Source organism: Thermosynechococcus sp. B3 (assembly GCF_030323045.1).
Lineage (GTDB): Bacteria > Cyanobacteriota > Cyanobacteriia > Thermosynechococcales > Thermosynechococcaceae > Thermosynechococcus.
This window is the reverse complement of record NZ_CP097584.1, coordinates 2142793-2155056: the sequence shown is the minus strand read 5'-3', so window position 1 is coordinate 2155056 and position 12264 is coordinate 2142793. Positions and strand designations below refer to the sequence as shown.

Sequence of the window (12264 nt, the reverse complement as noted above, 5' to 3'; positions counted from 1 at the left end):
TTACAACTCTTTACATTAATTTTTATTAATTGCAGCAGCTCCATTTCTATCCACAGACGGGGATCATTCATCCCCTTGGTTGTAGGGTTGATCGGCAAAGATACAGTCAGAAAATTTCTGGGGCGATCGCGAGTGGCCTGCCAATGCAGCAATGGTATCCGCTGTTCCGAGAAATCAGCGATGATTGTCTTACCCTTGATGCTGTTTAACCTCTCATCTCGTTATTGAGCCGCCTATGCTTGCTGTTTATCCTGGAAGCTTTGATCCCATTACCCTAGGGCACTTGGACATTATTGAGCGGGGTGCTCGTCTCTTTAGTGAAGTGATTGTGGCGATCGCCCACAACCCACAAAAAAAAGCCCTCTTTAGCGTCAGCCAACGGATCAAACAAGTAGAGGCGGCTACCGTTCACTTAAAAAATGTGCGGGTGGATACCTTTGATGGCCTGACCGTTGAGTACGCGCGATCGCAACAAGCAACAGTTCTTCTGCGGGGGCTACGGGTTCTGTCGGACTTTGAATACGAGCTGCAGATGTCCCACACCAATAAAAGCCTCTGGCCAGAGATTGAGACCGTGTTCCTCACCACGTCCAATGAGTATAGTTTCTTAAGTAGTAGCTTAGTAAAAGAAATTGCCCGATTTGGCGGTAATGTTCGTCATCTAGTACCAGCCACTGTTGCAAAGGATTTAGAAGCATGCTTTACTCAAACGCCGATCCCATCTCAACGACCACTGGAGTAAATGAAGCGCTTGATGTCCCTTCCGTACCGCTGCAACTCCTGCAACAATTGGAAAAGCTGGAAGAACTCCTAATTCTCGAAGGGACGAAGATCCCGCTGACCGGCCGCAAACTCATTGATGAAGAGCAGATCCTGAATCAGCTTACCCACATTGAACAGGCGATCCCCGAATCATTGAAGGCCGCACAGCGGATTCTCAATCAGCGGGATGAGATCATTAAACACGCCCAGCACCGCGCCCAAGAAATTATCCGTGCCGCAGAGCAACGGGCTGCCCAAATTGCCGATGAACTGCGGATTCGCCAGCAGGCAGAACTCGAAGCCCAGAAAATTCGCCAGCAGGTGCAGCAAGAGGTGGAGTTTATGCGCCAGCGCGCGATCGAGGAAATCAATCTGCTACGGCAAAACACAGAAAAAGAACTAGCCCATCTGCGCCAAGTGACCCGCCATGAATGTCAAGAGCGGCAACAGGAAGCGGATGCCTATGCCGATCGCACCCTTGCGGAAATGGAACGCCAATTCAAGGAAATGCTAGCGGTGATTCAAAATGGGCGCCAATACCTCAAGCAGCACCAAGCCCACCGTCAACCCTAGGAAATACCCCAATTCAATTGTCACGCTAGCGGGCTTTCACAGGCTCTAGGGTAAAGAACGTTTGAAAAATTTGCGTATCCACCTCATTCATTTGCTGCTGCAAGTGATCGAGGAACTCGTGCATGCCTTGGCCAATAATTTCATCAATCGTCAAATAGTCCAGTTGCGATCGCAGGCGTCCCAGTTGGCGTTCCACGGGCTGGTGCCAGCTCCCTAAGGGCGTTCCTGTAATTTTGTAGAGGGATTTTTCCACCTGCAACAGACAAAAGCGGATCGCGCGGGGAAACTCGGCATCGAGAATCAAAAACTCTGCGACCCCTGCGGGTGTAATCCGATGCGAACCCCGTTTACGATACATCTCATAGGCACTGGCGGACTTGAGGAGCGCAATCCAACCCAATTCATCAATGGGTGTGCCCACATCTTCCACTGAGGGCAACAGCAGATAGTATTTCACATCAAGAATCCGCGAGGTTTTATCGGCTCGCTCCAGTAGCCGCCCCATTTGACCAAAGTGCCACGCTTCATTGTGGCTCATCGTACTATCCATCACGCCGGCAAAAAGGTGACTGGCCTGTTTCACTTGCTCCAAAAAGCTGGCAATCTCCAATTGATCCGGGGCTTTAGCCGCCTCCCGCACCATCGTATAGAAGGCATTCACCTGCTGCCACATTTCTGAGGAAATCACCTCGCGAATGGATGTGGCATTCTCCCGTGCCGCCCGCAGACAGGAGATGATCGAGTTGGCATAGGTGGTGTCAAAGGTGAGGAACTGAATCACATTTTCAGCCGTGGCCGTGCCATAGTGTTCCTGAAAAAAGGACAAATCCCCCGTTGTTAGCACTAGGGGATCCCATTGACCTGAAAGACTCGTGGGCAGATCCAGCAGCATGTTCAAGTTGACATCAACAAAACGAGCAATATTCTCTGCCCGCTCAATGTAGCGATTTAACCAATAGACCGCATCGGCAACACGACTTAACATATACTGGCAAGCATTCACTCTCTGCCCACCCTAGCAACCTTTTCCCGTCCTGAGTATATGCAGCAAACCCGTCTTAATACCCTGCTTGATCGTCTAGGCGCTGGGATTCAGGAGCAGTTAAAAAATCCGTGGCGACGGCTAGCGACACTGACTATTGCCTTTCTTTTTGGGGTGTTCTTGGGCTTGGCCATTTCCTCGAGTGCAGGTCAATTGGGCTATTTAGATATTGTGGCCTCGAGCATCGTAGCAATTATTGCTGAAGTGATTAGTGCCTTGTTCTATAGCGATCGCTGGAAACTGCGGCAAACTCTCTTTGGTCAAATTCTCAATGCCCTGAAGTTTGGTCTGCTCTATGGCTTGTTCCTCGTTGCCTTCCTTCTGGGAAGTTAGTTGCTGATTACCTCGATCAAGTTTACTGGGGACTTCTGAATGAGTATTGCTGCAATTTTAATCGCCATTCCCGACAATGAACCGCCAACAGACCTTGAAGCGCTCATCGTAGCTGCAGAGGAAGGAGACTTACCCAGTTGCATCCTAGAAACTGCATGGCACGGTCTGCAAACGACCCTAGCAAAACGTTTTGACCCAGAGGCAATGGCTGCTGCCCACATCTATCCTGCTTCTCTTTTTAGCAAACCAGCAGGGGGCAGGAATACTCATTTACTGTGATTAGCCGAGGCTGGCATTCCCTTGTCACTCCCATATTTAAGAAAAGGGCTGTAATTTGAGTACAATAGTGTGATGCCAACGGCGGCTTGCCCTGTTGGTACGGCGTTTACCCTAGGTTGATCACTGCCTACTATGGTTCAAGAGCGTAGTCTGCCCTCTTTGTCCATTCCCCAAACCACGATTACCCGTGAGCAGGGGTTAATGCTCTATGAAGATATGGTACTGGGGCGCACCTTTGAAGATAAGTGTGCCGAAATGTACTACCGAGGGCGGATGTTTGGCTTTGTCCACCTCTACAACGGTCAAGAGGCAGTCTCTACAGGTGTGATCAAGGCGATGCGTCCCGATGATTACGTCTGCAGTACCTATCGCGATCACGTTCATGCCCTGAGCGCCGGTGTTCCTGCCCGTGAAGTGATGGCTGAACTCTTTGGCAAGGCAACGGGGTGTAGCAAAGGCCGGGGCGGCTCAATGCACCTCTTTTCTGCCAAGCATAATCTCTTGGGGGGCTTTGCCTTTGTCGCTGAGGGGATTCCAGTCGCAACGGGGGCAGCATTTCAGACGATGTACCGCCGTCAGGTGATGGGCGATGCCAAAGCCGATCAGGTCACCGCCTGTTTCTTTGGCGATGGTGCCAGCAATAATGGCCAGTTCTTTGAGTGCTTGAATATGGCGGCACTCTGGAAATTACCTATTCTTTTCATTGTAGAAAATAACAAGTGGGCGATCGGTATGGCCCATGAGCGTGCCAGTTCCGAAACAGAAATCTACAAGAAGGCCAAGGTCTTTGGCATGGTAGGTGAAGAAGTGGATGGCATGGATGTGCTGGCGGTGCGTACAGTGGCTGAGGCGGCGATCGCCCGTGCCCGTGCCGGAGAAGGCCCCACCCTCATTGAAGCGTTGACCTACCGTTTCCGGGGGCACTCCCTTGCCGATCCCGATGAACTGCGCTCCAAAGAAGAGAAAGAATTTTGGCTGAAGCGCGATCCCATCAAAAAGCTGGGTGCCTACCTCGTGGAGCAGGAATTGGCCACTAGCGAAGACCTGCGTGCCATTGAGCAAAAAGTACAGGCAATTGTTGATGATGCTGTGGCCTTTGCCGAGGAAAGTCCTGAGCCTAAGCCCGAAGAACTCTACGACTACATCTTTGCAGATGAATAGGTTGGGCCGCTCCTAGCAAATAACCAAACATCTAGGAGCGTTCGAGGTATCGCACCGTTACTAAGTAAATCGCATCGCCCACACAGTAGCCTGCTAATACATCACTCACCCAGTGGGCACCTACATAAACAGAGCTGATGCCCATTAAAATCATCAGGGCGATCGCTTTCATAGGGAAAAGCCCTTTGCGACTTTAGTTGTAGGAGTATGTCAAAATGGAGTAAAGACCTAAATTCGGTGAAAAACCCGAACAGTAACTACGATAGTCACTAGAATGAAAGGAGCTTTCCCCAGAACCTTGGCATGTTGTTGACTCCTCCTTTATTTGCTTGGCTGGATGGTCTCTGGGATGGGGTATTCTCCACCCAGGGGATTATGATCATGCTGCTGATGGGCTACGCAGGGGCAATGTGGCTCTTTTTGTCCAGTGCCCCCAAAGTCTATACGATCATGGTTTCGGATCTAGAGCACGCGCGGCAGTTCTACGAGCAGGAGTTGCATTTGCCGATCGCTGATGTACCGCTGCACTACTACTACAACTATGAGCAAACCCTTGGCGTGGCTTCGATGGATCCGCTCTATGTGCCCTCGGCCTTGAGCTACAGCAGCCCCAAGCGCCCCAGCCCTAGGGATGGGTTGTGGTACCAACTCAAGAAAAATACGCAACTGCATGTCATTAGTGGTGCCAGCAAGGGGGAACGCAACCGTCAGCGCCATGTCTGTTTTGACCGTGAGTGCCTCGAGCTCCTATTGCTGCGGATTCAGCGGCGGCAGTTGCGCTACAAAATGCGCAGCGATCGCCCCCTCAATTTCCTTGTTAAGGACTACGACGGCACTGTGATTGAAATGGCAGAAATTTCAGCGCGGCCATGACAGACCTCCAAGAACTCCCTAGTCGTGGTCATCTCTTGACGGAGCAGATCAATCCCGCCAGCCAGAATCTGGATCAGCTCACTCCCTTGGAACTAGTTGATCTTTTTAATCAGGAAGATGCCCAGACGCTGCGGGCGATCGCCCAAGCCCGCGAGGCCTTAGCCCAAACCATTACCGCCACAGCAGCCCGCCTTCGCCAAGGGGGACGCCTCTTCTACATTGGTGCCGGCACCAGTGGTCGCTTGGGAGTTTTGGATGCTGCCGAATGTCCGCCCACGTTTTGTACACCGCCCCATTTGGTTCAAGGCATTCTGGCTGGCGGTGAGGCTGCCCTTGTGCGCAGTTCTGAAGGCCTTGAAGATTGCTACGAAGATGGCGCTGCCGTGGTGGGCGATCGCCAGATCACTGCCCAAGATGTCTTGATTGGGATTACCGCTGGCGGAACCACTCCCTATGTCCATGGGGCACTGGATGCAGCGCAAGCAGTAGGGGCACTTACGGTCTTTATGGCCTGTGTTCCCTCGGATCAGCTACAGCGGGCTGCCGACATTGACATTCGCCTGTTGGTGGGGCCTGAACTCCTTGCCGGATCCACCCGTTTGAAAGCCGGTACTGCCACAAAGATGGCATTGAATATCATTTCCACGGGAGTGATGGTGCAGTTGGGCAAAGTCTATGGCAACCGCATGGTGGATGTAGCCGTCAGCAACCGTAAGCTTTTGGATCGTGCCCTGCGGATTCTTACGGATCTCACGGGAATTGATCGCGCAGCAGCAGCAGACCTTCTCGAACGCAGTGGCTACCAAGTGAAGCGTGCTCTGCTCATGTACTGGACAGGACTGGACGCCCTTGCCGCTCAAGCTCTACTCGATCAACACAATGGCCAACTGCACGCGGCCAAAAGTACTGCCCTGAATCCCTAGATGCCCACTTTGAAGCCAAGACCGCGATTATTACGCGGCTCTTCAAACTGCCTGTACACCTTTGGATCGGGGCGAGTAGGCACAGGCGAAATCTCTAGGCTGTTTTCAATCTCTGCCATATTACTCGCAGGTTGGACAGCATTGGGGTTTGCCGTAGGATCGGGGGCTGATTGCAGTGCCGATCGCAAGTCGGGGCTAACTTGAATCGTGCCAATGGCAGCGGAATTAGCAAAGACAGGTACAGCAGGCAGCATACTGGCAATTACTATCCAAGGGATTGAGGAGAAACGCATAGTAAAGAATCCTCAAGGGGGTTAGAAATTAAGCACTTAAGAACCCCTAACTGCGTTGGGAGTATTCTCTATGTTTTCTATTTTAGGGCAGCTACCTCTCCCTTGGTTGCCGCAAAGGATACCCCCTGTAGTGGCAAGATAACAATAGGACGGAGAGAGAGGGATTCGAACCCTCGGTGAGTTGCCCCACACAGCATTTCCAGTGCTGCGCCTTCGACCACTCGGCCATCTCTCCACGTTTAGGCAGTTCTACTATCCTATCAGAAGTCCTGTGTCTCTGCTGCATCCCATTGCCCAAGCCAGTTTTGCCATCATTGATCGCGAGATCGGTCCTCACCCTTTTGATGCCCCAAGCTATGCGATTTTGCGGCGAATTATCCACAGCACAGCAGATTTTGAGTTTAAGAACCTGCTGGAGATTTCGCCGGGGGCGATCGCCCACATCACACAGGCCCTGCGCTCAGGTGTGCCGATTATTACCGATGTGGCCATGGTCAGGGTCGGCATTCAAACCATGGTCAGCCGTACCTTTCAGAATCCAATTATTACCGCCCTCGACGATGGCAGCCACACCGCCCCTAGTCAAACCCGCAGCGAAGCAGGGATGATCCGCGCTTGGCAACAGTGGCCCTATGGCCTGTTTGTGGTTGGGAATGCGCCAACGGCGCTCCTTGCCCTGTGCGATCGCCTGCAACAAACCCGTGTACCGCCGGCGGGCGTCATTGGTGTCCCCGTTGGCTTTGTCAATGTTGTAGAGTCAAAAGCAGCCCTTGCCCAACTGCCCGTGCCTCAAATTCGCGTTGCCGGTCGCAAGGGGGGGTCGCCTGTGGCGGCAGCGATTGTGAATGCCCTACTGGAGTTGGCCGATAGTGAGGAGTCAGCGTGACCCCGATTCATGTAGTCGGCATTGGCCTAGAGGGGCTGGCAGGGTTGGGGGCAACAGTTCAGGAAATTATTCGCACAGCGACGCTCTTGGTGGGGAGCGATCGCCATCTTCAGTTGATTCCCCATGGAGACGCCCCCCGCTTGTCTCTACGAGACTTTAACGCCAGTTTCAAGGCGATTCAAACCCACTTGGCAACAACCCCCGACCCCCAAGTGGTCATTCTCACCAGTGGCGATCCCCTGTTTTACGGCTTGGGACGCTGGCTCCTTGAAGTTTTTACCCCGGATCAGTTGACGTTTCATCCCCACCTCAGTGCGGTGCAGTTGGCCTTTAGTCGCCTCAAGCTCCCTTGGCAGGATGCCGTGATCTACAGTGCCCATGGTCGCGATTTAGCGGGGTTGGTGCCGCTGTTGCAGCGGGGGGTGGAGAAAATTGCCATCTATACCGATGGTGAGGCTAATATTGCTGCCATTAGCCGCTTATACCAAGCATTGCACCTGCCTGTGTCCTATCGGGCGTGGGTGTGTCAGGCCTTGGGTAGTGCAGAGGAAGCCATTCTGCCGTGGGACTTAGCCCAACCGGTGACAACGCTTCCGCCGGTACATCCGCTGAATTTGGTGGTGCTCCTGCGTCAACCCCAGCACCTACCCCCTCGGGAACAGCCCGTTTTTGGCTTAGGGGATGATCAATTTTTCACCTTTGGCGATCGCCCCAGCCTGATGACAAAGCGGGAAGTGCGGGTATTGGCCTTGGCGGAACTTGCCCTCACCAGCACTGTTGAAACCGTTTGGGATATAGGCGCCGGCACCGGCAGTGTCGCTGTGGAAATCGCCCGCCTTGCTCCCCAAGCCACCATCTATGGGATCGAGAAAACGGCGATTGGCTGCCAACTGATTGAGCGCAACCGCAAGGCTTTTGGTTTGACCAATCTGATCCCAATCCAAGGGGCGGCTCCCCAGAGCCTCAGTGGCTTGCCGCAACCGGATCGCGTGTTTATTGGCGGCAGTGGTGCCCAATTACTGGCCAATCTTGACTATTGTTGGTCACACTTGAAAGCTGGCGGCCGGGTGGTGCTGGCGATCGCCACCCTTGAACACCAAGGCCAAGTTCTCCACTGGTGTCAAACCCAGCAAATCAGCCCGCAAGTGCTACACGTGCAACTCAGCCGCTCCGTTCCCTTGGGTCAAGGCCACCGCCTCCATCCCCTCAATCCAGTCACCCTCATCACCCTGAGTCAGGGGTAAAAATAGCCATCGGGATAAACCGTGGTGCGATCGCACACCGCAGCCGACAGATCAACACCCGTTGCCCGAAAAAAATTACACCGCTGTACCTGTGCTGCCGTTAAATCTGCCTGCTCTAAATTGGCCTGTTGCAGGTTGGCCCCTTGGAGATTCGCTTGTCGCAAATTGGCATAGCGCAGATCCGCCCCCTGAAGATTAGCGCCTTGCAGGTTTGCCCGTTCCAAATTGGCCGATCGGAGGTTGGTGCGGACAAGGTTGGCTCCTTCAAGATCTGCTGCCGCAAGGTTCGCTTGATACAACTGAGCATCCCCTAATTCACTGTGGCGTAGATTGGTGGCAGTCGCTTGAATTCGATTCAACTGGCAATAGGGCAGATAGGCATTCTCCAGATCACTGTCACTAAAATCGGCATCGCTGAGATTGGTGTCAAAAAGGCTCAGACCCGTCAGATCGCTGCCCCGAAAATCTCGTTCCCCCGCTGCATAGGCTGCCAATAGTTCCTCATTGCTGAATTTGGCCATAATGGTATAAAGAGCGTTGTACTGTGACTAAGTATTTCTACCTAAACCTTTTTGACTGTAGGGGGATTTATTGAAGAAGTTCATTTTATTTAATGGTTTCTTAACTTGGTGAGGCACCACAATGGGGTTTCAACCGCTTTCCTTGGCACAGCATTACCACGAACGCACCAAGTACGCCCCTGAGACCTTAGCCCAACAGGCAGCACCGCTCGATTTTAGTCGCCAGCCCAGTCCCTTCAAAACCTATCCCCTTGGTCAGTCCTTCTCCCTCAAGCCGTTTTTAGAACCTGAGCAGGGGGCAGCCCACCCCCACTGGCAGCGACTCTCACGGTTGTTGTACTGTACCTATGGCATTACTGGGGTGGTTCCCTATCCCGATCAGCCCTTTTATATGCGGGCAGCACCTTCTGCCGGGGGGCTATATCCAGCGGAAATCTATCTCCTCACTCGCAACGACACCGCCATTCCCGCTGGCATTTATAACTACCAAGTGAAAGACCATGCCCTTGTGCAGGTGTGGCAAAGCTATTCTTGGTCAGCCCTACAGGCCGCTTGTCTTTGGCATCCAGCGCTAGAAAGGACGCACATTGCGCTGATCGTGACAGCCGTCTTTTACCGTTCCGCTTGGCGTTATGGCGATCGCGCCTATCGCCGCATTTGCCTCGACATTGGGCACCTTTTGGGGAATGTGGAACTGGCCGCCAATATCCATGACTTTCGCGCTCACTTCATTGGTGGTTTTGTGGATGCCCAAATGAATGAACTGCTTTACCTTGATCCAGAACAGGAGGGGGTGTTGGCGGTGGTTGCCCTTGCCAATTTACTCGAAGTGGGCGAAAACTTGTCCACCTTCCCCGCGGTGTTGGCCTCTGCCACCTGCTATGACTATGGGGCGATCGCCAGTGGCGAGCTACTGAAGGCTTACCATCGTGCCAGTGCCCTCACCAATAGTGACATGATCTACGGCATGGCCAAAGAGACCCCCAGCCCCCCTGCCAAGGAGCCTACTGAACCCCCTGCTAGTAAATACAACTTTCCCTTTGGTCTGCGGGTGAGTCTCAGCAAAACCATCATTGACTGGGAAACCCATCTAGCCGCTCTCCAGCAAACCATTCTGCAGCGGCGCTCGACTCGTCAGTACAGTGGCCAAGGGATTGAGGTGGATCAACTGGCTGCCCTGCTCACCTTTGCCTACCATCCTCAGGACTACCGCGATCAAGGCCTAGATGAAGCCCCTAGTTTCTTTGACCCGACATTGGTGGAAACCTTTATTGCCGTGACGCGGGTCAAGGATCTGGAGGAGGGCTGCTACTACTATGCTGTGGCCGAGCATGAGCTACGCCAAATTCGCTTCAAGAACTTTCAAGAGCAGTTGCATTTCCTCTGCCTCAATCAAGACCTCGGTCGCGATGCCGCCGTGGTGATTTTCCATACCGCCAATCTGGAGCGGGCGATCGCTCGCTATGGGGAACGGGCTTATCGCTACCTCCACATGGATGCTGGCCACCTTGGACAGCGGATCAATTTGGCTGCCACCGCTTTGGGGCTAGGGGTCAGTGGCATTGGCGGTTTCTTTGATGATCAGGTCAACGATCTCTTGGGCATTCCCCCGCAAGAAGCGGTTCTGTACATTACCACCGTTGGCAAAGCAGCGTGACCCTCACCACCCGTGGCCACTACAGTATCAAGGCTCTATTGGACTTGAGTTTGTTACCCAACTATGGGCCTGCCTCCGTGCGCGCCATTGCTGAGCGGCAAAAGATTCCTGCCCCCTATCTGGAAAAACTCTTGATTGAATTGCGGCGGGCTGGCTTGGTGCGATCGCTGCGAGGCGTCTATGGGGGCTATCAACTGGCTCGTCCCCCGGCGGCCATTTCCCTGCGGGACATCCTCACTGCCGTTGGTGAATCGCCGACCCCCCTGTTTTTGCATCCTCCCCAACCAGAAGACAGCACAGCAGATTGGGTAACCCTCAGCCTCTGGCAACGTCTGCACCAAAAACTTCAAGATGCCTTGGCCAGTATTTCCCTTGAGGATTTATACTTTGATGCCCGTAGTTGGCAAGCGGCTCAAGGGGATGGGGCAACGTTTGTCATCTAGGCGATCTAGGCTAAGGGCATCCCAGAGTGGGGGGAGACACCCATGTCAGCACCAACCTACCCCAAAGCATGGCTGATCATTCGCGAACGTGGTTTGCCGAAACGGGAAGTTATTCTCAGTCCCGATCGCCAGTGGACGATTGGTCGCCAACTGGATTGCAGTATTCTCCTCAAAGATACCTACGTCTCGCGAGTGCATGCCGTCATCAACGCCTTTCTCTTTAAGGGGCAGCCCCTCTATTTCATTAGTGATTACCACAGTCGCAATGGCACGCTCCTCAATGGCCTGCCAATTCAGCACAGCACCCTCCTCCACCATGAAGATGTCATTTGTGTGGGTACCACCCTCATTGTTTTTTACTATCCAGACATGTTTAAGGACATCTCCCTCGATGAGCGCCCCAAACTGAGCAAACGTTCAACCGGCAGTCTGCCTTGGGTTGGCTAGGGGTTTGACAGCCACAGGGGATAAATTTTATGATGGAAAATTGTTGAGTTTGCACGGAACAGGTTTTGCAAGAGGCACGCATCCCCTCACCTGCACGGCAAGGAGTTTTTTAGTTTCTATGGCATACGCAATCATTGAGACCGGTGGCAAGCAACTGCGCGTTGAAGCCGGGCGCTTTTACGATGTGGAGCGGCTCCCCGTCGAGCCAGAGGGCACAATTGATCTAGAACGGGTGTTGCTGGTGCAAACCGATAGCCAAGTCCACGTCGGTCAACCCTACGTTAGTGGTGCGGTTGTCTCTGGTACGGTGATGGAGCATCGTCGCGGCCCCAAGGTGATTGTCTATAAAATGCGTCCGAAAAAGAAAACCCGCAAAAAACAAGGCCATCGCCAAGAACTGACCCGCATCATGATCAACGAGATTCGTCTCAACGGTGAATCCCTAGGAGGTTAACATGGCACACAAGAAAGGAACAGGTAGTACCCGCAACGGTCGTGACTCCAATGCCCAGCGTCTGGGGGTCAAGCACTTTGGCGGTGAAGTGGTTAAGGCCGGTCACATTCTTGTACGGCAGCGGGGGACAAAGTTTCACCCCGGCGTCAATGTCGGTCGCGGCAGTGACGATACTCTTTTTGCAACGATCGCGGGTGTGGTCACCTTTGAGCGCTATGGCAAAAATCGCAAGCGCGTGAGCGTCTATCCCCTAGCCGAGGGCTAAAACCACTCCTCGATAAACATTCAAAAATCATCTAATTGGGTCAATCCTCTGGGTTGGCCTTTTTTGTTGTCTTAGCCCATGACACCCCTAAGGAAGTGTTGACCCGAG

General features: G+C 53.2%; 18 protein-coding genes and 1 tRNA gene. 14 read left to right on the top strand and 5 right to left on the bottom strand.

Annotated features, from left to right (window positions below; all coding sequences use genetic code 11):
* The first annotated feature begins 235 nt into the window (after positions 1-235).
* Both coaD and M0646_RS10670 read left to right on the top strand, forming a co-directional pair.
* Positions 236-742, top strand: a complete 507-nt coding sequence (gene coaD / locus M0646_RS10675) for a pantetheine-phosphate adenylyltransferase (protein ID WP_149820703.1) — start codon at positions 236-238, stop codon at positions 740-742.
* On the top strand, positions 697-1335 hold the full coding sequence (locus tag M0646_RS10670; protein ID WP_286625664.1) for an ATP synthase F0 subunit B: 639 nt from the start codon (positions 697-699) through the stop codon (positions 1333-1335). The genes coaD and M0646_RS10670 overlap by 46 nt, the downstream gene beginning before the upstream one ends.
* A 25-nt stretch (positions 1336-1360) precedes the next feature.
* On the opposite strand, the gene M0646_RS10665 is transcribed toward M0646_RS10670, so the two are convergent.
* A complete protein-coding gene (locus M0646_RS10665; protein ID WP_190278071.1) occupies positions 1361-2320 on the bottom strand; it encodes an alpha-E domain-containing protein in 960 nt (319 codons plus the stop codon).
* 57 nt (positions 2321-2377) lie between these two features.
* Between M0646_RS10665 and M0646_RS10660 the strand changes: the two genes are divergently transcribed.
* The 3 genes from M0646_RS10660 (at position 2378) to pdhA (ending at position 4150) form a co-directional block, all read left to right on the top strand.
* Positions 2378-2710, top strand: coding sequence for a DUF565 domain-containing protein (locus M0646_RS10660; RefSeq protein WP_286625663.1), 333 nt, complete (start codon positions 2378-2380; stop codon positions 2708-2710).
* A 39-nt stretch (positions 2711-2749) separates the two neighbouring features.
* A complete protein-coding gene (locus M0646_RS10655) occupies positions 2750-2989 on the top strand; it encodes a hypothetical protein (RefSeq protein WP_286625662.1) in 240 nt (79 codons plus the stop codon).
* Between the two features lie 132 nt (positions 2990-3121).
* On the top strand, positions 3122-4150 hold the full coding sequence (gene pdhA / locus M0646_RS10650) for a pyruvate dehydrogenase (acetyl-transferring) E1 component subunit alpha (RefSeq protein ID WP_149820695.1): 1029 nt from the start codon (positions 3122-3124) through the stop codon (positions 4148-4150).
* Positions 4151-4181: 31 nt separating this feature from the next.
* On the opposite strand, the gene M0646_RS10645 is transcribed toward pdhA, so the two are convergent.
* The gene (locus M0646_RS10645; protein WP_149820693.1) at positions 4182-4322 is read right to left on the bottom strand and encodes a phosphatase PAP2 family protein; all 141 of its coding nucleotides are present in this window, start codon (positions 4320-4322) and stop codon (positions 4182-4184) included.
* 131 nt (positions 4323-4453) lie between these two features.
* Between M0646_RS10645 and M0646_RS10640 the strand changes: the two genes are divergently transcribed.
* Both M0646_RS10640 and murQ read left to right on the top strand, forming a co-directional pair.
* Positions 4454-5023: a glyoxalase-like domain protein gene (locus tag M0646_RS10640; RefSeq protein WP_149820691.1), complete on the top strand. Its 570-nt coding sequence runs from the start codon at positions 4454-4456 to the stop codon at positions 5021-5023.
* Positions 5020-5946, top strand: coding sequence for an N-acetylmuramic acid 6-phosphate etherase (gene murQ / locus M0646_RS10635; RefSeq protein ID WP_286625659.1), 927 nt, complete (start codon positions 5020-5022; stop codon positions 5944-5946). Before M0646_RS10640 ends, murQ begins: the two co-directional genes overlap by 4 nt.
* Here murQ and M0646_RS10630 read toward each other — a convergent pair.
* Together M0646_RS10630 and M0646_RS10625 are read right to left on the bottom strand one after the other, a co-directional pair.
* On the bottom strand, positions 5943-6239 hold the full coding sequence (locus tag M0646_RS10630) for a hypothetical protein (RefSeq protein ID WP_286625658.1): 297 nt from the start codon (positions 6237-6239) through the stop codon (positions 5943-5945). The two genes, murQ and M0646_RS10630, sit on opposite strands and share 4 nt — an antisense overlap.
* 150 nt (positions 6240-6389) lie before the next feature.
* Positions 6390-6474, bottom strand: a tRNA-Ser gene (locus tag M0646_RS10625).
* A gap of 36 nt (positions 6475-6510) precedes the next feature.
* Here M0646_RS10625 and M0646_RS10620 point away from each other — a divergent pair.
* A complete protein-coding gene (locus M0646_RS10620; RefSeq protein WP_149820685.1) occupies positions 6511-7125 on the top strand; it encodes a cobalt-precorrin-8X methylmutase in 615 nt (204 codons plus the stop codon).
* Positions 7122-8369, top strand: coding sequence for a precorrin-6y C5,15-methyltransferase (decarboxylating) subunit CbiE (gene cbiE, locus M0646_RS10615; protein WP_286625657.1), 1248 nt, complete (start codon positions 7122-7124; stop codon positions 8367-8369). Before M0646_RS10620 ends, cbiE begins: the two co-directional genes overlap by 4 nt.
* Here the strand turns inward: cbiE and M0646_RS10610 are convergent.
* Positions 8360-8890, bottom strand: coding sequence for a pentapeptide repeat-containing protein (locus tag M0646_RS10610; RefSeq protein WP_149820681.1), 531 nt, complete (start codon positions 8888-8890; stop codon positions 8360-8362). The two genes, cbiE and M0646_RS10610, sit on opposite strands and share 10 nt — an antisense overlap.
* Before the next feature lie 121 nt (positions 8891-9011).
* Between M0646_RS10610 and M0646_RS10605 the strand changes: the two genes are divergently transcribed.
* The 5 genes from M0646_RS10605 to rpmA all read left to right on the top strand — a co-directional run bounded on the left by M0646_RS10605 (position 9012) and on the right by rpmA (position 12156).
* The gene (locus M0646_RS10605) at positions 9012-10547 is read left to right on the top strand and encodes a SagB/ThcOx family dehydrogenase (RefSeq protein ID WP_286625656.1); all 1536 of its coding nucleotides are present in this window, start codon (positions 9012-9014) and stop codon (positions 10545-10547) included.
* A complete protein-coding gene (locus tag M0646_RS10600) occupies positions 10544-10990 on the top strand; it encodes an Rrf2 family transcriptional regulator (RefSeq protein WP_149820677.1) in 447 nt (148 codons plus the stop codon). The genes M0646_RS10605 and M0646_RS10600 overlap by 4 nt, the downstream gene beginning before the upstream one ends.
* Positions 10991-11032: 42 nt before the next feature.
* Entirely contained in the window at positions 11033-11437 is a 405-nt protein-coding gene (locus M0646_RS10595) for an FHA domain-containing protein (RefSeq protein ID WP_149820675.1), read from the top strand.
* Positions 11438-11555: 118 nt separating this feature from the next.
* Positions 11556-11891, top strand: a complete 336-nt coding sequence (gene rplU / locus M0646_RS10590) for a 50S ribosomal protein L21 (RefSeq protein WP_149820672.1) — start codon at positions 11556-11558, stop codon at positions 11889-11891.
* Position 11892: 1 nt separating this feature from the next.
* The gene (gene rpmA, locus M0646_RS10585; RefSeq protein ID WP_149820670.1) at positions 11893-12156 is read left to right on the top strand and encodes a 50S ribosomal protein L27; all 264 of its coding nucleotides are present in this window, start codon (positions 11893-11895) and stop codon (positions 12154-12156) included.
* The last annotated feature ends 108 nt before the right edge of the window (positions 12157-12264 follow it).